The sequence below is a fragment of the Vitiosangium sp. GDMCC 1.1324 genome (assembly GCF_003044305.1).
GTDB lineage: Bacteria > Myxococcota > Myxococcia > Myxococcales > Myxococcaceae > Archangium.
Genome location: NZ_PZOX01000010.1, coordinates 341,075 through 365,074, shown reverse-complemented (window position 1 = coordinate 365,074; position 24,000 = coordinate 341,075). Strand labels below are relative to the sequence as shown.

Genomic DNA, 24,000 nt, shown 5'->3' with positions numbered 1-24,000 from the left:
TGCCCCGGCGTCCGTCAGGCGCCGGGCTGATGCTCCAGCGCGCGCAGCCCGGTGCGGGCGCGGAGCAGCCCCACCCCGTAGAGGACGGCGAGTGCGGCCAGACAGGCCAGTCCCAGTCCGTTGTAGCGGTGGATCAGCTCCAGCTCGCCCCAGCCGTAGACGTCGACGAGCTTGGAGGGGTCGCTCAGCCCGACGTTCTCCATCTCGCCGAAGGGGATGCGCGCGAAGTCGGTCCGGGCGGCCCACCACTGCTCGAAGGCGTCCATGAAGGCGGCGGCGCCGATGACCAGGTACCCCCAGTGCAGCCAACCCCGGCGCAGGGCGGAGTCCCTGGGGGCGTAGAGCGTCGTCATGAGGAGGCTGCCGAGCACCATGCAGCCGGCGTCGCCTCCGAATGTGACGAGCTGCAGGCCCTTCGAGGGTGGCAGCAGCACGGTGCCCACGAACTGGAGGACGAGTCCCGTGGCGCCCGCGATCACCAGGAGCCGGTTCCGGGTGAGGTAGCCCCGGAGGCCCAATCCCCCGAGGGCGGCGGCGAGCAGCAGGAAGACGACGGTGGAGCGCTCCTCCCCGATGCGAGTCACCCAGGGTCCGGGGATGGCGGGGATGCCACAGAACCACGCGGTGACGGCGTGGCCCAGCTCGTGGATCCACATGGAGAGGAAGATGCGAAGCAGGCCTCCCCACATCGGACTCTTCACGAGCAGCCAGGCCACGCCCAGCGCCACGGGAAGGGCGAACTGGCGCAGCCGCAGCTCCAGCCGTGCGTCCTCGAGCTCTCCGCCCCAGGAGGGACTCTCCGGCGGGAGATGGGGAGGGCGCTCGGGTTCGGCGTAGGTGAGGGGAGGGAGCGGTTGCGGCTCCTCCTGGGCGGGAGGTGGTGGTGAGGCCTTCGCGGAGATCTGCGCGGCACGGGCCTCTGCCTTGGCGTAGAGCACTCCGCACCTCGGACACTCCGGCGCGAGGATGCGAGGCTCACCACAGCGGGGGCAGGCCTTGGGCAGGGGACTCTCCATCACCTGGAGTGTACATGGCCCCTGACCGGGCGCGGGAGACCGGGAGCGGCGTGGGTGGTGCGCTCACGTCCACGCCGCTCGACTGCCGTCAGTGCAGGGTCCTTTTGAGACGGCTCAGCCGCTCATGGGTGCGCTTCTGCGCGGGCAGCAACTCCATCCGGACGAAGCGCCGGGCCTCGCCGTGCGTCTTGTCCATGTCGCGCTGGTAGTCCGCGAGCCCGAGGTCTTCTCCTTGCTCGAGCGCCTGGACGGCTGCCTTCTCGCCCATGAGAGCTGCTCCCCCCTGCACCAGCTTCGAGAAGGTCCCCCACAGACCCGAGCCTTCGGAGGGCGTACCGCCCAGTTTCTCGATGCGATCGCGGAGGGTCTCCACGCGGTGCTCGTGGTCGTGCAGGCAGTCCTCCAGGTTGCTGCGAATCCGGTCATCCGACACATGATCGATGGCCTGCCGGTAGGTCTCCACCGCGGAGAGCTCACCGCGAAGGAAAGAGTTGAGCGTCTCGACATCGGTATTCGCCATGCGCTTGCCTCCTGCATGAGATGGCTCGCGCAAAGGTGATGCTCCCTTGCGGAGCGGCAACGAGCGCTCCTCCGTATCGTCTTGCCCCGAGAGGACGGCGCGGGGGTTGCTCGCCCGCAAGGTGGAGACCTGAGGGTGACGGCGGCGTCGACCCCCGCACGGTTCGAGCTCAACCGCCTTGCTTGCCCTGGGCCTGGGCCCAGAGCGAGAGCAACTCCGCCTCACGCTCGGGGGGAAGCCCGGCGCGTGCTTTGTCGCGGCGCTCCTCGGGCAGACTCTTGAACCACGCGAGCGTGTCCCGGGTGGTGATGACCGGCGAGCGGAACCTCAGCCCGGCCTGCACCGCCCGGGTGTTGCTCCGCAGGTGCATGCCCGCATAGGCCCCGAAGGCCGGTGCCCAGATGGGGAGCGCTCCCTCTCCGTCCTCGCCATTCTTCAGGAGGAACTCCCCCGGCACCCAGATGAGCTTCGTGTCCTTGCCCGTCACTTCCTTGCAGGCCGCGAACATCTCACCCATGGACCAGGGCTTCTCCGGCCCCACGGCGTTGAAGATGCCGGTGGTGTTGCGCTCGACCAGCAACACCATCCACTCGGCCAGGTCTCGCACGTCGATGATCTGCAGCGGATCCGACGGGCTGCCCGGCGCGAGCATCTGACCGCCCTTTTCGTAGCGCAGGGGGAAGTACGTGTAGCGATCCGAGCGATCTTCGGGCCCGACGATGTAGCCGGGGCGGACGACGGTGACGCGGCCCGGCATGGCCTTCTCGGCGGCCTCCTCGCACGCGCGCTTCAGCCCGCCGTAGTACTCGAAGTTCTTGCCCATCGTCTCGACGTTCGGGTCGGCGAGCGTCGCGGTCTCCGCGCTTTCGTCCGCGTGGGGTGTGTCGTTCTTCGCGTAGGCCGACACACTGGAGATGAAGATGTACTGCCCGACGTTGGGGGCCAGCAGCTCCGCCGAGGCGCGGACGATGCGCGGGAAGTAGCCCGAGGTGTCGATGACCGCGTCGAACGAGCGGCCTTCTAGCGCCTTCAGGCCTTCATCCTTGTTTGGATCCCTATCGCCGTGCAGCTTCTCCACGTCCGGGAAGAGCTCCGGCCGCGTCTTGCCGCGGTTGAAGAGCGTCAGCGAGTGCCCACGTGCCTGGGCCGCGGTGACGAACGCGGGGCCGAGAAAGCCCGTCCCGCCGAGGACGAGGATCTTCTTCTTGGAGGCGGCGCGGCCATCCGAGGACGTGGCCCGCATGCCCGGGCTGCATGCCGTCAACGCGGCCGCGGCCAGGGAGAACTGGAGGAACTGCCTTCGGGAAGTGGTCATGGGTCGGGAATCGAAGGGGCTGGGCGCAGGGAATGGAAGCGGCCGGGCCACGAATGGCCCGGCCCCCTGGTTGCTCCCCACGACACCCAGTGGCTTTTTCTATTCCCGGCCCGAGGCTTACGCGGGGGTGGGGTGCTCGGGCGTGGGCAGTGTGGCGGCGAGCTGGGGCCGGGCCACCCCGGTCTGTTGGATGACGGACCGTGCGACCTCTTCGCCGTGGCGCATGCGCAGCCGGATGGTCTCCTGCGAGAAGTCGAGGGTGTCTCCCAGCGGCTTCTCCGGTTCGATCGTGACGATGGGGCAGTAGACATAGGGGGTGCCGTCTGGCTTCTTGAGCGTCACCCCTGCATCGTGTGCCTGCTTCACGAGGTCGTTGATTCGGACGAACTCCTCGACGTCGTTGCGAAGGATTTCGTTGATGGTGATGTCGGTGAGGCTGCGCTTGGCCACATCCAGGATGTTGGAGGGTGGCTTGATCGTATCCATACGGGCCGAGTTACAGGTGATGACGACGATCTCTTTCGGCTGGGAGTTCAGTGCATCGCCGAGTGGGGTGACATTGCGCAGGCCTCCATCCACGTAGGCCATGGAACCAATCGCCTCCCAGATGACGGGCATCGTCGCGCTGTGCCACACCGCGTCCAGGAAGTCTGGCGCAGTGCTGTCGACCTGTTCGTACTCTCCCGACACGAGCGAGACACGGCCCACATGGGCGGGGATGCGGAAGGGCCGCCCCGCGGCATGCTTCTGGATGAGCGCTCGCAGCGGCGTGTTGTCGTAGAACCCGAGTTTGCTCTGGATGCCGACCCGGAATGCCACGAGGGGCCAGGGGATCTTCTTGTAGATGTCCCCCTCCCGGATCGTCAGCCAGAGGTTCATCAGCCGCGCATACTCCTCCTGGGCGAGGAGTGTGCCGTTGAGTGCTCCGACGGACACTCCGAAGATGCGCTCCCATCGGAACCCGAACTCCTCGCGCAGGACGCGCTCGGCACCGACCTCGAATGCACCCTTGGCTCCTCCTCCGGAAAGCACGAGCGTGGCAATTCTCTCCGCCATGGCAGCCTCCTGTGTGGCGTGGAGCGGCGATGCGAAGGAATCGTCGCCACGCGAATGCAACGATTCATAATGGTGGCGCACCAGAGGTGAAATCGCCCCCGGGCGCGAGGCCAGGGTGACGCACGAGACACCCATGGCTCGCGCGGCTGTTCGTTGCCAGATTCACCGCTGTGAGCGCCGGGATGTCGAGTCTGGAGTTGGTGCGGGCTATTCCGGGGCGGGCTCCGCCGGGAACCGGGGAATCGCCGCGTTCACCAGCTCGCCCGCGGTGAGGGCCGCGCCTCGGGCCTCGCACGTCTCCCACATGTGGAGGAAGGCCTCGGCCGAGGAGAAGAGCGGGTCGAACTGCTCGGGGGTCATGCCCACCTGGACGAGGTCGAGGAGGAAGTCGGGCAGCAGGCCGACGTGGGCGAGCCCGTCGGTGTTGTAGTCGAACTCGCGCGAGCCGGCGCGAGCTTTCACGAAGGGCACATCCGTGCGGTGCATGGTGCCCGTGTACTTCAGCTTCAGCTCCTCGCTCTGCCGCTTCTGCTGGACGGGCCGCCGCTTGATGCGCAGCGCGTCGTTCAGCAATCCGTGGGCGGCATTGGGCCCGTAGCGGGGGCCCGGCTGTTCGTTGAGTCCGTTGAAGTCGGTGCCCAGCGCCACGCCACCGGAGCCCACCTCTCGCAGCACGGAGAGGGCGTACTGATAGGACTGTGCCCACGTCTTGGACGAGCCCGCGCAGTCGTTCTCCACCGTGCTGCCGGGGAGGTCCTGGAGCTCACGCTGGTGGGTGATGGGGGCCAACATCCCGCCCAGCGCGAGGATGCGCCGCGCATGATCGCGCGTCGTCATGTATTCACTCGCGCGCTTCTCCTTGCGGCTCGTCTCCTGGGCGCCCAGGCCCTGCTCGCGGAAGGAGCAGTGCGAGGCGACGACGGGGTAGCCCGCCTGTTCGGCCAGGGTGAGCACCTCATGGGTGCAGCGCTCGGACATGTGCTGCACGTCGAGAATGAAACCCTGGCGCATGGCCGCGCGCAGGAAGGCCTCGCCCATGGGCGTGAGCCCGAGCTTGTTGACATGGCCCTGGCCCGGGGCGTTGAGGGCATAGCCATGGGGGTAGTGCGCCCGGCGTGTCAGCTCGTAGAAGACGATGGCTGCCTTGCTCTGGGTGTCCAAATCCTGCCCGAGCCGGAAGCCCACGCTGGGACTGCCCTGCACGTCGAAGAAGCGCCCACGCAGGAAGTGGTTGAGCAGGTTGAACTTGTCGTCATAGACGGCGGCACCGCCGAAGCTGTTGTTGGCCAGGTGCAGCGGCGTCATCATCCGGAAGCCCAGCTCCCGGAGCCATTGGAGGATGCGGGGGAGCTGTTCGGGCGCGAGGGGTTGGCGGTTGAGTGCCGCGCGGTCCCCCAGGATGCTGTCCAGGGAGTCCACCTCTACCCCGGCCACCACGGCGAGCTTGCCGGACGTGATGAGCTGGCGGGCCTGCGAGGCACTCAGGGCCAGGCCCATCCAGTCCGCGTGCCTCTCGGTGAAGCGGCGCAGCTCGCGCATCTGCTTCTCGATGGAGCTCTCGTCCTTGTCGGGATGGCCGAACTGCTCCGCCAGCAGCTCGTTGTTGACGGCCACGCTGCACAACAGGCGCAGCCCTCCGTCATGGGCCCGCTTGAGCCAGTCCACGAAGACCTGCTGGTGGACCATGGTGGTGAAGGAGGGCCAGTTGGCATAGGTGCCATGGCCGCAGGGCCCGTGGCCCAAGGTGCCCTCGATGAAGGGCTGCACCAGCGACCAGCCCCGCCCGAAGGAGCCGAGACCCCACTTGCCATGGGGGAAGATGTCACACCGGGAGAGTGCCCTCTCGATGTCTCCATCCGGGAATCCGGCGAGCAGGTGCCCGCCAAAGCCCAGGTGCGCCATCATGTGGCAATGCAGATCGGCGAATCCGAACACGGAGGATGCCATGGGAACCTCAGGAGCCGGCTGCGACAGGGGCCAGCATGCCCCGGATTCTTCACGGCGTACCAGCCACGGGCCACTTTCGTTTCCTCACCAACTCCCGCGGGGTGGGGGGGCGTGGATCCGGTGCGTCGAGGGGCTCGAGGATGAGGTCGAACAGGCCGTTGTCGAAGGGCTTGCCGGGCGCGGGAGCCTGGGGGGCCAGCCGCTCGCGGAGTCCTTGCCGGGCCAGGGTCCGGGCGCGGTAGTGACAGTAGGGGTTGTTGCCCGGTCTGCCGAACAGGGAGTGCGCGGTGAAGCTGCACCCGGCCATGCACGTCGCCGCGAAGGGGCAGGTGCGGCAGAAGCCCCAGAGGTCTTCCACGGTGCGCGTCCGCGTGAAGGCGAGTTCCCGGGAGCCCTCCCAGATGTCGCGCAGGGGCTGTTGGCGCAGGTTGCCGCCCACGTAGTGCGCCGTCTGCAGGGAGGGGCACCCCTTCACGGCTCCGTTCGACTCAATGCCCATCACGTACCGGCCGGCCATGCAGCCCCGCCAGTGGTCTCCGGCGTCGGGGCGGGGTGAGCGCAGCAGGCCTTCCTCGGGCCCGAAATACCCCAGGTTGTTGCCGGGCATGAGGGTGATGCCGTCCTCGAAGGCGCGCGCCTTCAGGGCCGCGATGCGCGGGAGCAGGTCGAGCAGATCCCACGGCTGGAGCAGCATGGCCGGGCGGTCGGCCGCGCGCCCGAGTGGGGCCGTTATCTGGAGCTGCCAGGCGCGGATGCCGAGCCCCTCGAGGTGCTCGTAGAGCGGCTCGAGGTCGGCCTGGTTGAGCCGGTTGAGGTTGGTGTTGGCGGCCACGCGGACGCCGGCCTCGGCCAGGTAGCGGATCGCCGCCGTGGCCGAGGCGAAGCTGCCCGGAGCGGCGCGCATCAGGTCGTGCGTCGGCTCCAGGCCGTCGATGCTGATGGAGGCCGCGTACAGGCCGGCCTCCGCCACCTGCCGGGCGAGTGCCTCGGTGATGCCACGGCCGCCGGTGGTCATCCCCGGGCGGATGCCGGCCTCCTTCAGTGCGCGGATGATGTCGAGGAAGCCCGGGTGCAGGTAGGCCTCACCACCAATGAGCACCACCTCTCGGGCGCGCATCTCGCGCAGCTGCCGGACCACGTCCAGCGCCTCGTCGGTGGAGAGTTCGTCGGGACGGTGTGTCCCGGCTCGCGAGCCGCAGTGGGTGCAGGGCTGATCGCAACGGAGGGTCAGCTCCCAGACCACGTAAGCGGGGTGGTGGTCCGGGCGGGTGACGTCGAGTCGGCGCAACATGGACATACGTTCCGACGGAGCAAGAAGCGGGCGCGAGGCCCTCCCCCTGACACGCGTGTCAGAGGGGGTGGAGAGGAAAACCCTGTCCTTTCAGTATATTGGACGCGGCACGCTCTTCGCTGGTGGCCCGCCCACCCGGCCACCATGCGGGTGGCCCCTGGAACGAGGTGTACCGATGTCCGCTCTCTCCTCCTGTCAGAAGTGTCGTGGTTTCGTCCCGCCCGCGAGCGCCGAGTGCGTGCACTGCGGCGCTCCGATGATGGAGGCGCCACGTGGAGGCGTGATGGTGAAGGGCCTGTTCTGCCTGGCCAGCGCGGGTGTGGCGGCCATCACGCTGATGGCCTGCTACGGCATGCCCCCCTGTGACACGCCCGCGCCGGATGGTGGCACCGACTCGTACCACTGCTACGACCAGGAGCCCGTGGACGGTGATGGTGGCACGCTGTCCGATGGTGGCACCCAGCCCACGGATGGCGGAGTCGACGGGGGGCACTGACCCCACGGAGCCCGAAGGCCCGGTTCAGTGAATGGCCGGGCCGATGAGCCAGCGCGCGCGGGCCCGGGCCACCACCTCGCCGGACTCATCGGTGAGGTCCGCCTGGACGTCGTATTCGCGCCGCTCGCCCGGCGTGGCGGTGGGGGCTCGGCACTCGGCGGTGATGGGGCCGCGGGCCTTCTTCAGGTAGTCCATCTCCAGGTGGCTGATGATGCCCCGCATGCCCTCGGGCAGGGCGGACATCATGGCCACGCCGGTGGCTACCTCGCCCAGGTTCATCAACGCGATGGCGTGCACCGAGCGCAGGTGGTTGCGCACGCCGCGTCGGTCGCGCATCCGCACCCGGGCGTAGCCCTCCTCCAGGGAGAGGACCTCCGGGTGGATGGTGCCCGTATAGGGCGCGAGGTTGCCGAGGAGCTGCCCCATCAGGATTCCACCCCCGGGAGCGTGGCGCAGCACGCCCCACGCGCGGCGCAGGGTCTCGGCGGAGGCGAGGCGGGTCAGGGCGTCAGTCAGATTGGAGAGCGTGGGCATGGCTCCGAGGACATAGCATCCCCACGCTCCAGGGAAACCCGCTTCGAGAGGATCCTCCTCAGAGGATGTAGTTGGCGACACCTCCGTCGGCACGGAGCGCGGCGCCGGTGGTGGCCGAGGCTCGCGGGCTGCAAAGGTAGACGGCCAGGTTGGCCACCTCCTCGGGGGTGGCGAAGCGGCGGATGAGCGAGGTGGGGCGCTCGGTGCGGAAGAAATCCGTCTCTGTCTGCTGGAGCGTCCTGCCGCTGCCCTTGGCGAGGTTCTGGACGAAGTCCTGCACGCCCTCGGTCTTCGTGGGCCCGGGCAGCAGGGCGTTCACCGTCACCCCGGTTCCCGCCAGCTCGATGGCCAGCCCGCGCGAGACGCTGAGCTGGGCCGTCTTGGTCATTCCGTAGTGGATCATCTCCTTGGGGATGTTGAGGGCGGACTCGCTGGAGACGAAGAGGATGCGGCCCCAACCGCGCTCGCGCATGCCTGGCGCGTAGTGGCGGGCGAAGCGCACGCCGCTCAGGACGTTCGTCTCGAAGAAGCGCATCCAGTCGGAGTCCGGAATCTCGAAGAACGGCTTGGGCTCGAAGATGCCGAGGTTGTTCACGAGGATGTCCACCTGGGGAATGCGGGCGAACACGGCCTGGGCTCCCTCGGCGGTGCTGGCATCGGCCGCCACGCCCTCGAGTTGGGCGCTGGGGAACTCCTTCCGGATGCGGGCGATGGCGTTGTCGACCGACTCAGTCTTGCGGCCATTGATGATCACACTGGAACCCTCGGCGGCCAGGGCACGTGCGATGGCGAAGCCGATACCGAAGGTGGAGCCGGTGATGAGGGCGCGGCGGTTGCGAAGCTCGAGGTCCATGGGTCGATTGACTCCTGGGAGGACAAGGGGTTGCAGACCAGGTGGGCGGCGATGCGCGCCCGGGTCCCTTGTATGGGGCACGGTGGGCCGCTTCGCCAGTCCGAGTGCCTGCTCGCCGGACGAACATGGCGGTGCCCTGGCCATGCGTCAGGCGGTGCCTAACTTCGAGAAGACGACTGAACGTGTTTTCAGATGAGTGGGAATCGGACGATTCCACGAGAGGACTTCCGTCATGGCACGCACACGCAAGGAGGGCCGGAGCAGCAGCGGGCGGGAGGTGCTTCGGCGCAACGGGATGATGGCGCACCTGCTGGACTCGCTCGACGCGGGCCAGGACATCGGGCACTTCGGCCGGCTCGTGTTCGCGATGGTGGCGCGCTACTTCCTCGACGAGCGGGAGTTGCGCGAGACGCTCCTGCAAGACCCGGCCTGTGATGAACGGCAGGCGCTCGCGCTCATCGAGCAGGTGAAGGGGCGGGACTACAGCCCTCCCCGGCGCGAGAAGGTGCTCCAATTCCAGGCGCAGCAGGAGTTCCCTCTCTGCCCCAACCCGGAGGACCCGGACGCCTGCAACGTCTACAAGGACCTCCAGTTTCCGGAGAGCGTCTACGAGCACATCACCGACTACCGGGAGCAGAAGGCACACCTGCACGGCGAGGACTCACCGGCGGCCGGTTCGGCGTGAAGCCACGTGGGGCTCCGGGCAGGGGAACTGCCCCGGCGGCACCGGGCACCGCCGGGGGAAATGGGGAGGCTCAGTGCTGGATGCGGGTGCCCAGCACCTGGAGGAAGCCGGCGATCCAACGCGGGTGCGCGGGCCAGGCGGGAGCAGTGACGAGGTTGCCGTCCACCACCGCATCATCCACCGGTACCTGCACGTAGGTGCCCTTGGCGAGCGTCACCTCGGGACCACAGGCCGGGTAGGCCGTGCAGCGCTTGCCCTCGAGCACGCCCGCGGCCGCGAGTATCTGCAGGCCGTGGCAGACGGCGGCGATGGGCTTGCGCGCCTCGGCAAAGTGGCGCACCACCTGGAGGACCTTCGGGTTGAGACGCAGGTACTCCGGCGCCCGGCCACCCGGAATCACCAGCCCGTCATACTGCGAGGCCTCGATCTCCGCGAAGGTGGCGTTGACGGCGAAGTTGTGGCCCGGCTTCTCGCTGTAGGTCTGCGCCCCTTCGAAGTCGTGCACGGCGGTGCGCACCGTTTCGCCCGTCTTCTTGTCCGGGCAGACGGCGTGGACCGTGTGCCCCACCGCCTGCAGGGCCTGGAACGGCACCATCACCTCGTAGTCCTCGACGTAGTCGCCCACCAGCATCAGCAGCTTCTTGCCAGCCATATGGAACCCTCCGGGTTGAAGACCTGCTCTGGATAGCACAGGTTCGCGCCTTGGCGGACGGGCAGCGGCTCGAGGGTGGCCCGCCTAGGCGAGCGGAGGAAGGTGTGCGAGCAGGCGCGCCAGGTCTGGCTGGAGCTCGTCCGGGGTCGCGGTGGCGAGCACTCCGGCGTCGTGGTTGCCCCAGGTGACGCCGTAGGTGCGCAGCCCCGCGGCCCGTCCGGCGAGGATGTCCGCGGTGGTGTCCCCCACCATCCACAGGCCCTCGGCGCCCAGTGCGGCCAGGGCCCGGTGGATGACGTCCGGCGAGGGCTTGTGCGGGAAGCCGTCGGTGCCCTGCACGTGGTCCACGGCGGGCATCATCCCGAGCGCCTCGACGAAGCGCCTCGCCATGTCGGTGCGCTTGGTGGTGGCGATGGCCAGCTTGTAGCCCCGCTCGCGCAGCGTTCGCAGCAACTCGATGACGCCCGGATACGGGCGCGAGCGGTTGACGAAATTGCGCGGGTAGTGCTCGCGGTAGATGGCGCACAGGGTCGTCACGTGCGCGGGCGCGAAGTGCGCGTACATGTCCTCCAGGGGCTGGCCGATGAGCATGCGCACCTCCGCGTCCGAGGGCGTTGGGAGCTCCAGGCTCGTCAAGCTGTACTGGAAGCTGGCGATGATGTCCGGCAGCGAGTCCACCAGCGTGCCGTCGAGGTCGAAGACGATCGTCTTGGGCGGGGGCGTCATGGCGAGGTGTCCTGGCCTCTACCACTCCAGACGGCCTCCGGGGGAATTCTGTTATCAGCGGCCATGTCGGCGAAACGCCTCCTTGGCGCTCGTGACCCTGCTCCTCGTGCTCCATGGGTGCGAGTTCAGGCCCGGGTCTGTAGCGGACAGTCGGGTAGGGGGACGGCCCCCTCCCCGGAGAGCATTCGTTTGCATCCGGGCGTCTTCAAGGGTTAGGGGAGGATGGGCGCCCCCATGGCAACACAGATCCGCTATTCGCATCCCTTCCTCCCCACCACCCGTGCCGACATGCAGGCCCGGGGTTGGGAGCAGCTCGACATCATCATCGTCTCCGGGGATGCGTACGTGGATCATCCCGCGTTCGGCCCGGTGCTCATCGCCCGTTTTCTCGAGGGGCGCGGCTTCAAGGTGGGGATCATCTCCCAACCGGACTGGCACTCGGCCGAGCCCTTCAAGGCCCTGGGCAAGCCGAGGCTCTTCTTCGGGGTGGCTGCCGGCAACCTCGACTCGATGCTCAACCGGCTCACCGCGCAGAAGAAGAACCGCTCGGAGGACCAGTACAGCCCGGGCGGGCGCACCAACTGCCGGCCGGATCGCGCCACCATCGTCTACGCCCAGCGCTGCCGCGAGGCGTTCCCGGACGTGCCCATCGTCCTCGGTGGCATCGAAGCCTCGCTGCGCCGCATCGCCCACTATGACTACTGGAGCGACAAGGTGCGGCGCTCCATCCTCTTCGACTCCAAGGCGGACCTGCTCGTCTTCGGCATGGGGGAGCGCCCCATCTGGGAGGTGGCCGACCGCATGCGCCGGGGCGAGCGGATCGAGGACATCCGCGACGTGCGTGGCACCGCGTACATCATCAACGACGCGGAGATGAAGGCCCACGAGGCGGACCCGGCGAAGCGGGCCGTGGACCAGAAGGTGGTGGTGTTGCCCTCCTACGAGGAGGTGACGGCGGACAAGGAGGCCTTCGCCCGCATGTCGCGCGACTTCCAGATGGAGACCAACCCCGGTAACGGGCGGCCCCTGGCGCAGCGGCATGGCAATCGCGCCGTCTACTTCAACCCTCCGGCGCGGCCGCTGGAGGACGGGGTGGGCAAGGGCGATGGCGCGTCGGTGGCCATGGACGAGCTGTATGACCTGACCTTCAACCGCGTTCCGCACCCCATGTACAAGGAGCGCATCCCCGCCTACGAGACGGTGAAGCACTCCATCGTGCTGATGCGCGGCTGCTTTGGCGGGTGCACGTTCTGCTCCATCACCGAGCACGAGGGCCGCGTCATCCAGAGCCGCAGCGCGGAGAGTGTGCTGCGCGAGGTGCGGGCCCTGCGGCGCATGGGGGACTTCCGCGGCACCATCACCGACCTGGGTGGCCCCACGGCCAACATGTACAAGCTCAAGTGCAAGAGCGAGGACATCGAGCGCAAGTGCCGCAAGCTGTCCTGTGTGCACCCGGGCGTCTGCGAGAACCTGCAGACGGACCACGGGCCGCTCATCGACGTGATGCGGCAGGTGCGCGAGGAGGAGGGCGTCAAGCACGTCTTCATCGCCAGCGGGGTGCGCTACGACCTGGCAGAGCGCTCGCCCGAGTATGTGAAGGAACTGGCCGCGCACCACGTGGGAGGCCAGCTCTCGGTGGCGCCCGAGCACGTGTCGCCCCGGGTGCTGGAGAAGATGAAGAAGCCCGGCATCGAGAGCTTCGAGCGCTTCCAGAACATGTTCGCCTGCGCCAGCGAGGAGGCGGGGAAGGAGCAGTACGACATCCCCTACTTCATCAGCGGCCACCCGGGCTCGACACTGGATGACATGGTGGAGCTGGCGCTGTGGCTGAAGAAGAACGGCAAGCGCCCGCGCCAGGTGCAGGACTTCATCCCCACGCCGATGGCCGTGGCCACGACCATGTACTACACGGGGATCGATCCTCTGAAGATGGAGCCCGTCTACACGGCGAAGGGCCTGAGGGAGAAGCGGCTGCAGAAGGCGCTGCTGCTCTACTGGAACCCCGAGCACTGGCCGCTGGCGCGCGAGGCCCTGTCACTGGCGGGCCGGGAGGACCTCATTGGCCGTGGGCCGCAGGCGCTGGTGCCTCCAGAGACGGCCGCCGAGGCCTCGCGCCGCAAGCAGGCCGAAGCCCGTGAGCGCCAGGAGCGGCGGGCGCGCTGAGCGGCGCTTGCCCCTTCGCAAGGCCGGTCTCCGGTCGTGTGAAGGGGGCCCACGCATCCGCCCGGGTCCGTCGCCACCTTTGGCCGCATGACGGACCTGTTCCAGCTCTTCGCCGTGGCCGCGGTGGTGATGGGCATCTCCCAGACCATCACCAAGGAGCGCATCTTCGCGCCCCTGCGCGAGCGGCTGGGGGGCAAGGAGCGATGGTGTGGCTACCTCGTGTCCTGCCCCTACTGCGTCTCACACTATGTTGCCTTCGTCCTGGTCCCGCTCACGGGCACCTACCCCATCCGGGTGGTGGTGGGGGGCTGGGTGGGGCTCGTGTTGAGCTGGTTCTTCTCCTCCATCCTCCTCACCGTCATCGCCGCCTTCTACCGGGTCCTCTTCTGGTTCGTGGACGAGTCGCAGGGCCTGGTGCGCCGGCGCCAGCGGGCCGAGGAGGAGGAGATCGCCACCCAACGTCTGGTGCGCCAGAAGGTGGAGCACCAGCTCCCTCCCGAGCAGCACGCCGAGCCCCCTCCACCGGACTCCCACTGAGCCCGCGCAAGGGCCCTATGCCCGGCGCCGGTAGAGGCGCTCCTGGAAGTCCACCTCGTCGTAGTCGTTTTCAATCACCGTGTGGCGCAGCGTCTCGCCGCGCCCCAGCGCGAGGATGCCGAAGCGGCGCAGGGACTGGTGCAGCAGCCGGTGTACCCGCTCCTGCAACTGCGGGCCGAAGTAGATGAGCACGTTGCGGCACAGAATCACGTTGAACTCATTGAACGTGCCGTCGCTCACCAGGTTGTGCTGCGCGAAGACGATGTTCTTGCGCAGCGGGGCCTTGAAGATGGCGTGGTCGTAGTTGGCCGTGTAGTAGTCGCTGAAGGCCGCCGAGCCCCCGGCCCGCAGGTAGTTGGCGGTGTACTCGCGCATGTGCTCCAGCGGGAAGATGCCCGACTTGGCCCGCTCCACCACGGCCGCGTTCATGTCCGTGGCGTAGATGCGGCTGCGCTCGTACAGCCCCGCCTCCATGAGGAGGATGGCCAGCGAGTACACCTCCTCACCCGTCGAGCACCCCGCGTGCCAGATGCGCACGAAGGGGGCCGAGAAGAGGTGCGGCACCACCTTGTCGCGGAACGCCTCGAAGAAGCTCGGGTCTCGGAACATGGTGGTGGTGTTCACCGACAGGTGCTGCAGCAACTCCTCCATCACCGCGGAGTCGTGCAGCACCTTCGCCTGAAGCTCGGAGATGGTCTCCAGCTTCCGGGCATGCGCCATGTTCCACACCCGCCGCCTCAGCGATGCGCGGGCGTAGCCACGGAAGTCCAGTCCGTAGCGCCGCAGGATGCCCTCGAGGAGCAGCTCCAGCTCGATGTCCTCGAGGGCATGCTCGCCCTCCACCGCCTCCCGCACCAGTGCATCCTTCATCGCCCGTTACCCGTTGTGCAGACGCTCCGCGGTGCGGAACAGCCACACGCGGAGCAGGCTGAGCAGCTGTTCGGTCTCCACCGGCTTGGTGATGTAGTCGCTGGCGCCCGCGTCGATGCACTTCTCGCGGTCGCCCTTCATCGCCTTGGCCGTGAGCGCGATGATGGGGAGCGTCTTCAGCTCGTTGACCTGGCGGATGGCGCGCATGGTCTCGTAGCCGTCCATCTCCGGCATCATCACGTCCATGAGGACCACGTTGAGGTCCGGCGTGGTGCGGATGATGTCGATGCCCTTGCGGCCGTTCTCCGCGTAGAGCACCTGCATCTTGTGCTTCTCCAGCACGCTGGTGAGGGCGAAGATGTTGCGCACGTCGTCGTCCACCACCAGCACCTTCTTGCCGGCCAGCACCGGATCGCTCTGGTGCACCTGTTTGATCATCGCCCGCTTGTTCTCGGGGAGGTTGGCCTCCACGCGGTGCAGGAAGAGCGCCGTCTCGTCCAGGAGCTGCTCGGGTGACTTGACGCTCTTGATGATGATGGCGTCGGTGACGCGCTTGAGGACGGTCTCCTCCTCCTCGGACAGCTCCTTGCCCGTGTAGACGATGATGGGCGGGGTGTGTCCCTGGGCCTTCATCTGCTCAATGAGCTGCAGGCCCGTCATGTCCGGCAGGCCCAGGTCCAGCACCACGCAGTCGAAGAACTTCTCCTGCATGGCGGCCAGGGCCTCCTGCCCGCTGCCCACCGGAGTCGTCTTCACGTCGCCGTTGCCAATGAGGGTGACGATGCTCTCGCGCTGGCGCTGATCGTCCTCCACCACCAGCAGGTTCTTCACCGGCCGCTCGATGAAGCCCTTCACCCGGCCCAGGGCCTCGCCGAGCGCGTCTCGGCTGGCGGGCTTCTGCAGCACCGCGAGGGCGCCCAACCTCAGGCCGCGGCTGCGCTCCTCCTCGCTGGCGGAGATGATGTGCACCGGGATGTGGCGGGTGCGGCTGTCGTGCTTGAGGCGATCCAACAGGTTCCACCCGTCGATGACGGGCAGCCCGATGTCCAGGGTGATGGCCTCCGGCCGGTACTGGCGTGCCATGGCCAGGCCCGTGTCACCGCGCAGTGCCACCAGGCCCTTGAAGCCCTTCTCGCGCGCCAGGCCGAGGATGATGCGGGCGAAGACGATGTCATCCTCGATGATGAGCAGCGTCCGGTCTCCCGGCTGGATGTTGCGCCGGTCGTCCTCGACCTCCTCCTCGCGGGCCAGCTCCGCGTCCTGCACCGCGGACTCCACCTCCGCGCGCAGGGCGTGCAGCCGCTCCTCGGACGCCACCCGGCTGGCGTTGGAGCCATTGCTGTTGCCGCTGATGGGCTGCGGGCGCGCCTGGTTGGACGGCGGCACATACGTCTGCGGCACGTAGAGGGTGAAGGTGCTGCCCTTGCCCAGGGAGCTGACCACCTTGATTTCGCCACCCAGCAACCTGGCGATCTCCCGGCTGATGGACAGGCCCAGACCGGTGCCGCCGTACTTGCGGCTGGTGGTGCCATCCGCCTGCTGGAAGGCCTCGAAGATGATCTTCTGCTTGTTCTCCGCGATGCCAATGCCCGTGTCGCTGACGGAGAAGGCGAGCACCGCGCCGCCCTGGTTGAGGATGGGGTGATCGATGCTCCAGCCGCCGAGGGCCGGGCGCACGTCGAGGGTGACGCGGCCCTTCTCGGTGAACTTGAAGGCGTTGGCCAGCAGGTTCTTGAGCACCTGTTGCAGCCGGCGCCCGTCGGTGAGGATGTGCGAGGGCAGCGCTTGGGCGAACGCGAGCTCGAAGTCCAGATTCTTGTCATTCGCCATCTGGCGGAAGGTGCGCTCCACGAAGTCCTTCAAGCTGTTGAGCGGCACCTCGTCCACGTCCACGCTCATCATTCCGGACTCGATCTTCGACAGGTCCAGGATGTCGTTGATGAGGGAGAGCAGATCGCTTCCCGCGCCGTGGATGGTTTGAGCGAACTCCACTTGGCGGCCGCTGAGGTTGCCCTCGGAGTTCTCCGCCAGCAGCTTGGAGAGGATGAGGAGGCTGTTGAGCGGCGTGCGCAGCTCGTGGCTCATGTTGGCCAGGAACTCGCTCTTGTACTTGGAGGAGAGGGCGAGCTGCTGGGCGCGCTCCTCCAGGGCCACCTTGGCCTGCTCGATCTCGCGGTTCTTCCGCTCGACCTCCATGTTCTGCACCTGGAGGAGGCGGCTGCGCTCCTCGAGCTCCTCGTTGGTCTGCTGCAGCTCCTCCTGCTGCTGCTTGAGGCGCTCCTCGGAGGCCTGGAGGCTCTTGGCCTGCTGCTCCAGGCGGCGGTTCGTCTCGGTGAGCTCCTGCTGCTGGCTGCGCAGCTCGTCGGCGAGGCTCTGCGACTGCTTGAGCAGCTCCTCGGTGCGCATGCCGGCGGCGATCGTGTTGAGCACGATGCCGATGGACTCGGTGAGCTGGTCCAGGAAGGACAGGTGCGTCTCGCTGAACCGGTAGAAGCTGGCCAGCTCGACGACGGCCTTCACCTGGCCCTCGAAGATGACGGGGAGGACGACGATGTTGAGCGGCTTGGCCTCACCCAGGCCGCTGTTGATGCGGATGTAGTCGTCCGGCACGTCCGTGAGGAGGATGCGCTCCTTCTCCACGGCGCACTGGCCCACCAGACCCTCGCCCAGCTTGAAGGAGTTGGCGAGGCTCTTGCGCTCCTTGTAGGCGTAGGTGGAGAGCAGCCGGAGCACCTGCGTCTTCTCGGCGCCGTCCATGAGGTAGAAGACGCCGTGCTGCGCCTGGACCAGGGGCGCCAGCTCCTTGAGGATGAGCTTGGAGACCGTCTCCAGCTCGCGCTGGCCCTGCAGCAGGCGGGTGAAGCGCGCGAGGTTGGTCTTCAGCCAGTCCTGCTCGGTGTTCTTCTGCGTGGTGTCACGCAGGTTGGCGATCATCTGGTTGATGTTGTCCTTCAGGGCGGCCATCTCGCCCTGGGCCTCGACGGAGATGCTTCGGGTCAGGTCGCCCTTGGCCACCGCGGTGGCCACCTCGGCGATGGAGCGCACCTGGGTGGTGAGCGAGCCGGCCATCGAGTTCACATTGTCCGTGAGGTCGCGCCACGTGCCGGCCGCGCCGGGCACCTTGGCCTGGCCGCCCAGCTTTCCTTCGATACCCACCTCGCGGGCCACCGTGGTCACCTGGTCGGCGAAGGTGGCCAGCGTGTCGATCATCCCGTTGATGGTGTCGGCGAGGGCGGCGATCTCACCCTTGGCGGCGAGGGCCAGCTTGCGCTTCAGGTCACCGGCGGCGACGGCGGTCACCACCGTGGCGATGCCGCGCACCTGGGCGGTGAGGTTGCTGGCCATGCTGTTCACGTTGTCGGTGAGGTCCTTCCAGATGCCGGCGACGCCTTGCACCAGGGCCTGGCCGCCCAGCTTTCCTTCCGTACCCACCTCGCGGGCGACGCGCGTCACTTCCGAGGCGAACGAGGAGAGCTGGTCTACCATCGTGTTGATGGTGCCCTTGAGCTCGGCGAGCTCGCCCTTCACGTCCACGGTGACCTTCTTGCTGAGGTCGCCATTGGCCACGGCGGCGGTCACCTTGGCGATGTCACGCACCTGGGCGGTGAGGTTGCCGGCCATGGAATTCACGTTGTCCGTGAGGTCCTTCCAGGTGCCGCTGACGCCCTTCACCTGGGCCTGACCGCCGAGCTTTCCTTCCGTACCCACTTCCTTGGCGACGCGGGTCACTTCGGAAGCGAACGAGGAGAGCTGGTCCACCATCGTGTTGATGGTGTTCTTGAGCTCCAGGATTTCGCCCTTCACGTCCACGGTGATCTTCTTGGAGAGGTCACCGCGAGCCACGGCGGTGGTCACCTCGGCGATGTTGCGCACCTGGTCGGTGAGGCCGCTGGCCATGGAGTTCACGTTGTCCGTGAGGTCCTTCCACGTGCCGGACACGCCCTCGACCTTCGCCTGACCGCCGAGCTTTCCTTCCGTACCCACCTCGCGGGCGACGCGGGTCACTTCGCCGGAGAAGGTGTTGAGGTTGTCCACCATCTTGTTGATGGTGTTCTTGAGCTCGAGGATTTCACCCTTCACGTCCACGGTGACCTTCTTGCTCAGGTCACCGTTGGCGACGGCGGTCGTCACCTTGGCGATGTCGCGCACCTGGGCGGTGAGGCCACCGGCCATGCTGTTCACGCTGTCGGTGAGGTCCTTCCACGTACCGGCGACGCCACGCACCACGGCCTGGCCGCCCAGCTTTCCTTCCGTGCCCACCTCGCGCGCCACGCGCGTCACTTCGGAAGCGAAGGAGGAGAGCTGGTCCACCATCGTGTTGATGGTGTTCTTGAGCTCGAGGATTTCGCCCTTCACGTCCACGGTGACCTTCTTGCTCAGGTCACCGTTGGCGACGGCGGTCGTCACCTTGGCGATGTCGCGCACCTGGGTGGTGAGCGAGCCGGCCATGGAGTTCACGTTGTCGGTGAGGTCCTTCCACGTACCGGCGACGCCCTCCACCTGCGCCTGGCCGCCCAGCTTTCCTTCCGTGCCCACTTCCTTGGCGACGCGGGTCACTTCGGAGGCGAAGGAGGAGAGCTGGTCCACCATCGTGTTGATGGTGTTCTTCAGGGCCAGAATCTCGCCCTTCACGTCCACGGTGATCTTCTTGGAGAGGTCGCCGCGGGCCACGGCGGTGGTCACCTCGGCGATGTTGCGCACCTGGGCGGTGAGGCCGCTGGCCATGGAGTTCACGTTGTCCGTGAGGTCCTTCCACGTGCCGGACACGCCCTGCACGACGGCCTGGCCGCCCAGCTTTCCTTCCGTACCCACTTCGCGCGCCACACGCGTCACTTCGGAAGCGAAGGAGGAGAGCTGGTCCACCATCGTGTTGATGGTGTTCTTCAGCTCGAGGATTTCACCCTTCGCGTCCACGGTGATCTTCTTGCTCAGATCACCGCGAGCAACGGCGGTGGTCACCTCGGCGATGTTACGGACCTGGTCGGTGAGGCCGCTGGCCATGGAGTTCACGTTGTCCGTGAGGTCCTTCCACGTGCCGCTGACGCCTTCCACCTTGGCCTGACCGCCCAGCTTGCCCTCGGTACCCACTTCGCGGGCGACGCGGGTCACTTCGCCGGAGAAGGTGTTGAGGTTGTCCACCATCGTGTTGATGGTGTTCTTCAGGGCGAGGATCTCGCCCTTCACGTCCACAGTGACCTTCTTGCTGAGGTCGCCGCGGGCCACTGCCGTGGTGACGTCCGCGATGTCTCGCACCTGGGTGGTGAGAGAACCGGCCATGGAGTTCACGCTGTCCGTGAGGTCCTTCCACGTGCCGGACACGCCCTCGACCTTCGCCTGACCACCCAGCTTTCCTTCCGTGCCCACCTCGCGGGCCACGCGGGTCACTTCGCCAGAGAAGGTGTTGAGGTTGTCCACCATCTTGTTGATGGTGTTCTTCAGCTCAAGGATTTCACCTTTCACGTCCACGGTGACCTTCTGGCCGAGGTCACCGTTGGCAACGGCGGTCGCCACCTTGGCGATGTCGCGCACCTGGGCGGTGAGGCCGCTGGCCATGCTGTTCACGTTGTCCGTGAGGTCCTTCCACGTACCGGCGACGCCACGCACCACGGCCTGGCCGCCCAGCTTTCCTTCCGTGCCCACCTCGCGTGCCACGCGCGTCACTTCGGAGGCGAAGGAGGAGAGCTGGTCCACCATCGTGTTGATGGTGTTCTTGAGCTCGAGGATTTCGCCCTTCACGTCCACGGTGACCTTCTTGCTCAGGTCACCGTTGGCGACGGCGGTCGTCACCTTGGCGATGTCGCGCACCTGGGTGGTGAGCGAGCCGGCCATGGAGTTCACGTTGTCGGTGAGGTCCTTCCACGTACCGGCGACGCCCTCCACCTGCGCCTGGCCGCCCAGCTTTCCTTCCGTGCCCACTTCCTTGGCGACGCGGGTCACTTCGGAGGCGAAGGAGGAGAGCTGGTCCACCATCGTGTTGATGGTGTTCTTCAGGGCCAGAATCTCGCCCTTCACGTCCACGGTGATCTTCTTGGAGAGGTCGCCGCGGGCCACGGCGGTGGTCACCTCGGCGATGTTGCGCACCTGGGCGGTGAGGCCGCTGGCCATGGAGTTCACGTTGTCCGTGAGGTCCTTCCACGTGCCGGACACGCCCTGCACGACGGCCTGGCCGCCCAGCTTTCCTTCCGTACCCACTTCGCGCGCCACGCGCGTCACTTCGGAAGCGAAGGAGGAGAGCTGGTCCACCATCGTGTTGATGGTGTTCTTGAGCTCGAGGATTTCACCCTTCGCGTCCACGGTGATCTTCTTGCTCAGGTCTCCGTTGGCGACGGCGGTCGTCACCTTGGCGATGTCGCGCACCTGATCGGTGAGCTTGCTCGCCATCATGTTCACGCTGTCGGTGAGCTCCTTCCAGGTGCCGGACACGCCGCGCAGCACGGCCTGGCCGCCCAGCTTGCCTTCCGTACCCACCTCGCGAGCCACGCGCGTCACTTCGCTGGCGAACGAGGCGAGCTGGGCCACGGTGCTGTTGACGACCTTGGCGGTGCGCAGGAACTCGCCCTTGAGCTCGCGGCCCTCGAAGTCGAGCGCCATGGTCTGCGTGAGGTCACCCTTGGCCACCGCGCCAATGACACGGGCCACCTCGGTGGTGGGCTGGACCAGGTCGGTGATGAGCGTGTTCACCGCCTCCACGCTCGCCTGCCAGCCGCCCGTGGCGCCGCTGAGCGTGATGCGCTGGGAGATGCGGCCCTCTCGGCCCACCACCTGGCTGATGCGCTCGAACTCGTGCGTCATCGCCTCGTTGAGGGTGATGATCTCGTTGAGCGTGTCGTAGATTTTTCCCGTGGTCCCGGTCCGGTCCTCGGGCATGCGAACGCTGAAGTCACCCTTGCGGATGGATTGAATCGTCTTGAGGAGAAGCTTGGGATCGAGCGCGTTGTCGGGCTGCGCTTTCGTGGACTGCGTTGCCATGGTGGGGGGCATCTCCTGTGCTACGGACTCGGTGGAAGGGGCCGCTTGGGGGAGGCGTCCCGTCCAATGAGGCGGAATGCGAGCGGTCTAGGCCGCCGTGCAGAGTTTCTTCAGGACTTGTGACAGGTCATCCGAGGACACCGGCTTGACGAGGTGGGCATCGAAGCCGGCCTCGAGCGCGCGTTTGCGGTCCTCGGGGTGGCCGTAGCCCGTGAGGGCCACCAGCCGGGTGTCGGCGCCGTTGGCGGAGGCGCGGACCAGTTCGGCCACCTTGTAGCCGTCCAGCTCCGGCAGCCCGATGTCCACCAGCGCCACCTGGGGGTGCTGGGAGAGCACCAGCTCCACCGCCGAGCGCCCATCACTGGCCTCCTCCACGCGGTGGCCGTGGAGCTCGAGCAGGTCGCGCAGTGTCTCGCGGATGTCCGGGTTGTCCTCCACGAGGAGGATGTGGAGCGGCTGCAGCTTGTTGGCGGTGGTGGAGGCCTTCGCCATGCTGGGGAGCGAGAGCGCCGCGGGGGTCTCTTGGGGCAGAGGCAGGCGGACGGTGAACTCGCTGCCCTTGGAGATGCCCTCGCTGCGCGCGGACACGGCGCCGCCGTGCATCTCCACCAGGCTGCGCACCAGGGTGAGGCCCAGGCCGAGCCCGCCCTGCGCCCGGTCGCTGCCCGGGTCTACCTGGACGAAGAGCTCGAAGACACGGTGGAGCATTTCCGGCCGCAGGCCGATGCCGTTGTCACGCACGGAGAGGAGCAGCTCGTCCCCCTGGCGCTCGGCGTGCAACTGGATGCGGCCGCCCGAGGGCGTGTACTTGGCCGCGTTGTGCAGCAGGTTGGCCACCACCTGCGTCATGCGGGTGGGGTCCACGTTGAGCATGAGCTGCTCGGAGGGCAGCGAGACGGTGAGCTCGTGGCGGCGCTGGCTGATGATGGGCTCGCAGGCCTGGACGGCCCCTTCCACCAGGTCCGTCAGCGACAGGAGGATGGGTTTGATCTCCACCTTGCCGCGGGTGATGCGGCTGACGTCCAGCAGGTCATCCACCAGCCGCGTCATGTGCGCCACCTGGCGGTCCGCGCTGGCGATGGCGCGCTGGATGACGTTGTCCTGCCACATGCGCATCCGGAAGACCTCGAGCGCCGAGCGCACGGGGGCCAGGGGATTGCGCAGCTCGTGGGCCAGCATGGCGAGGAACTCGTCCTTGCGGCGGTCCGCCTCGCGCAGCGCATCGATGAGGCGCTCGCGCTCCAGTGCCACGGCCACCTGATCGCACACGCCCTGCATGAGGGAGAGCTCGTCCTGGGAGAAGACGCGCATGGTGCGGGTGCCGAAGGCGAGCGTCCCCAGCACGCGTCCCTGGCTGAGCAGCGGGTAGCACGCGAGCGCGGCCAGGCCCAGCTCCGGAGCGGCATCTGGCGAGGGGCCGTTGGCGGCGGCGCCGGCGTCGAGCATCCACCGCTTCTGCTCGGCGGCCACCCGGCCCGCGACACCCTGTCCGTGCTCCAGGTGCTCCAGTCTGGGAATCATGCTGGCCGGGATGCCCGCGTGGGCCGTGAGCTCCAGCGGGCCGTTGTGCTCCCGGAGGAAGTAGCCCAGGCAGACCTCGAGTCCCAGGTGCTCGGCGATCTGATGGTGGACGCTGTCCAGGAGGGTGTTTCCGTCGGCGCCCTTCAACAGCTGACTGGCGGTATCCGCCAGCAGCCGCAGCCGCGCGTTGCTCTCGTGCAGTGCCGCCTGGGCCTGCTCCTTCTCCTTCACCAGCCGCGCGAGCTCCAGGGCTCGCTGCTCGCGGGCCTCGGACACCTTGCGCTCGCGCTCCACTTCCTGCTCCAGCAGGGAGCGCTCGTAGTGCGCACGCGCCTCAGCCAGTTGCTGCTCGTGCTCGCGGTTCTCCGCCTGCCGCAGCAGCTCCGCCTGGCGGCGCACCTCCTCCTTCTTGCGGTGCAGCTCCAGGAAGACGCCCACCTTTGTCCGGAGGATCTCCGGGACGATGGGCTTGAAGAGGTAGTCCACCGCGCCCAGCTCGTAGCCGCGCGTGACGTTCACCTCGCTGCGGTTGAAGGCGGTGATGAAGATGATGGGGATGTGCCGCGTGCGCTCGCGCATGCGGATGAGGCTCGCGGTCTCATAGCCATCCATCCCAGGCATCTGCACGTCCAGGAGGATGAGGGCGAAGTCGCGCTCCAGCAGCAGGCGCAGCGCCTCGTCACCCGAGGAGGCGGGGACGATGTTGGCCCCCAGGTCCGCCATCAGCACCTCCAGGGAACGGAGGTTGGCGGGCGTATCATCAACGGCCAACACATCGACGCGGGGGGGAGCGGGGGGCGAGGACATGGTGAGCGGGGCGGGGGAAGCGCGAGCCGGATCAGACACCGG

At 67.5% G+C, this 24,000-nt stretch carries 17 protein-coding genes; 4 read left to right on the top strand and 13 right to left on the bottom strand.

Annotation, left to right across the window (positions count from 1 at the left end; translation table 11 throughout):
* Positions 1-14 precede the first annotated feature (14 nt).
* The 6 genes from DAT35_RS28820 to DAT35_RS28795 form a co-directional block, all read right to left on the bottom strand.
* Positions 15-938, bottom strand: a complete 924-nt coding sequence (locus tag DAT35_RS28820; protein ID WP_233261764.1) for a hypothetical protein — start codon at positions 936-938, stop codon at positions 15-17.
* 166 nt (positions 939-1,104) lie between these two features.
* Entirely contained in the window at positions 1,105-1,536 is a 432-nt protein-coding gene (locus DAT35_RS28815) for a demethoxyubiquinone hydroxylase family protein (protein ID WP_108070876.1), read from the bottom strand.
* 169 nt (positions 1,537-1,705) lie between these two features.
* A complete protein-coding gene (locus tag DAT35_RS28810) occupies positions 1,706-2,851 on the bottom strand; it encodes an SDR family oxidoreductase (RefSeq protein ID WP_108070874.1) in 1,146 nt (381 codons plus the stop codon).
* A 117-nt stretch (positions 2,852-2,968) separates the two neighbouring features.
* Positions 2,969-3,907, bottom strand: a complete 939-nt coding sequence (locus DAT35_RS28805; RefSeq protein WP_108070872.1) for a patatin-like phospholipase family protein — start codon at positions 3,905-3,907, stop codon at positions 2,969-2,971.
* 207 nt (positions 3,908-4,114) lie between these two features.
* Complete coding sequence (locus DAT35_RS28800) at positions 4,115-5,854, bottom strand: membrane dipeptidase (protein WP_108070870.1); 1,740 nt, start codon at positions 5,852-5,854, stop codon at positions 4,115-4,117.
* Positions 5,855-5,903: 49 nt separating this feature from the next.
* Positions 5,904-7,145, bottom strand: coding sequence for a radical SAM protein (locus tag DAT35_RS28795; protein ID WP_233261763.1), 1,242 nt, complete (start codon positions 7,143-7,145; stop codon positions 5,904-5,906).
* A gap of 175 nt (positions 7,146-7,320) precedes the next feature.
* Here DAT35_RS28795 and DAT35_RS28790 point away from each other — a divergent pair, with 175 nt between their 5' ends.
* On the top strand, positions 7,321-7,641 hold the full coding sequence (locus tag DAT35_RS28790) for a hypothetical protein (RefSeq protein WP_108070866.1): 321 nt from the start codon (positions 7,321-7,323) through the stop codon (positions 7,639-7,641).
* Positions 7,642-7,665: 24 nt separating this feature from the next.
* On the opposite strand, the gene DAT35_RS28785 is transcribed toward DAT35_RS28790, so the two are convergent.
* Positions 7,666-8,175: a hotdog fold domain-containing protein gene (locus DAT35_RS28785; RefSeq protein WP_108070864.1), complete on the bottom strand. Its 510-nt coding sequence runs from the start codon at positions 8,173-8,175 to the stop codon at positions 7,666-7,668.
* A gap of 58 nt (positions 8,176-8,233) precedes the next feature.
* Positions 8,234-9,028, bottom strand: coding sequence for an SDR family NAD(P)-dependent oxidoreductase (locus DAT35_RS28780; protein ID WP_108070862.1), 795 nt, complete (start codon positions 9,026-9,028; stop codon positions 8,234-8,236).
* Between the two features lie 232 nt (positions 9,029-9,260).
* On the opposite strand from DAT35_RS28780, the gene DAT35_RS28775 reads away from it, so the two are divergent.
* Positions 9,261-9,713 carry a hypothetical protein gene (locus DAT35_RS28775; RefSeq protein WP_108070860.1) on the top strand — a complete coding sequence of 151 codons (453 nt, stop codon included), beginning with the start codon at positions 9,261-9,263 and terminating at the stop codon, positions 9,711-9,713.
* 70 nt (positions 9,714-9,783) lie between these two features.
* On the opposite strand, the gene DAT35_RS28770 is transcribed toward DAT35_RS28775, so the two are convergent.
* Both DAT35_RS28770 and DAT35_RS28765 read right to left on the bottom strand, forming a co-directional pair.
* Positions 9,784-10,365 (bottom strand): DJ-1/PfpI family protein, encoded by a 582-nt coding sequence (locus DAT35_RS28770; protein ID WP_108070858.1) that lies wholly within the window; start codon positions 10,363-10,365, stop codon positions 9,784-9,786.
* A gap of 84 nt (positions 10,366-10,449) precedes the next feature.
* Positions 10,450-11,091 (bottom strand): HAD family hydrolase, encoded by a 642-nt coding sequence (locus DAT35_RS28765; protein ID WP_108070855.1) that lies wholly within the window; start codon positions 11,089-11,091, stop codon positions 10,450-10,452.
* A gap of 234 nt (positions 11,092-11,325) precedes the next feature.
* Here DAT35_RS28765 and DAT35_RS28760 point away from each other — a divergent pair, with 234 nt between their 5' ends.
* Positions 11,326-13,254, top strand: coding sequence for a YgiQ family radical SAM protein (locus tag DAT35_RS28760; RefSeq protein ID WP_108070854.1), 1,929 nt, complete (start codon positions 11,326-11,328; stop codon positions 13,252-13,254).
* A gap of 87 nt (positions 13,255-13,341) precedes the next feature.
* Complete coding sequence (locus tag DAT35_RS28755; RefSeq protein WP_108070852.1) at positions 13,342-13,791, top strand: hypothetical protein; 450 nt, start codon at positions 13,342-13,344, stop codon at positions 13,789-13,791.
* A gap of 15 nt (positions 13,792-13,806) precedes the next feature.
* Here DAT35_RS28755 and DAT35_RS28750 read toward each other — a convergent pair whose 3' ends face one another.
* The 3 genes from DAT35_RS28750 to DAT35_RS28740 form a co-directional block, all read right to left on the bottom strand.
* Positions 13,807-14,661: a protein-glutamate O-methyltransferase CheR gene (locus tag DAT35_RS28750; protein ID WP_199243020.1), complete on the bottom strand. Its 855-nt coding sequence runs from the start codon at positions 14,659-14,661 to the stop codon at positions 13,807-13,809.
* A gap of 6 nt (positions 14,662-14,667) precedes the next feature.
* Positions 14,668-21,630 (bottom strand): HAMP domain-containing protein, encoded by a 6,963-nt coding sequence (locus DAT35_RS28745; protein WP_199243019.1) that lies wholly within the window; start codon positions 21,628-21,630, stop codon positions 14,668-14,670.
* Positions 21,631-21,717: 87 nt separating this feature from the next.
* The gene (locus DAT35_RS28740) at positions 21,718-23,958 is read right to left on the bottom strand and encodes a response regulator (protein WP_146209915.1); all 2,241 of its coding nucleotides are present in this window, start codon (positions 23,956-23,958) and stop codon (positions 21,718-21,720) included.
* Positions 23,959-24,000: the final 42 nt, after the last annotated feature.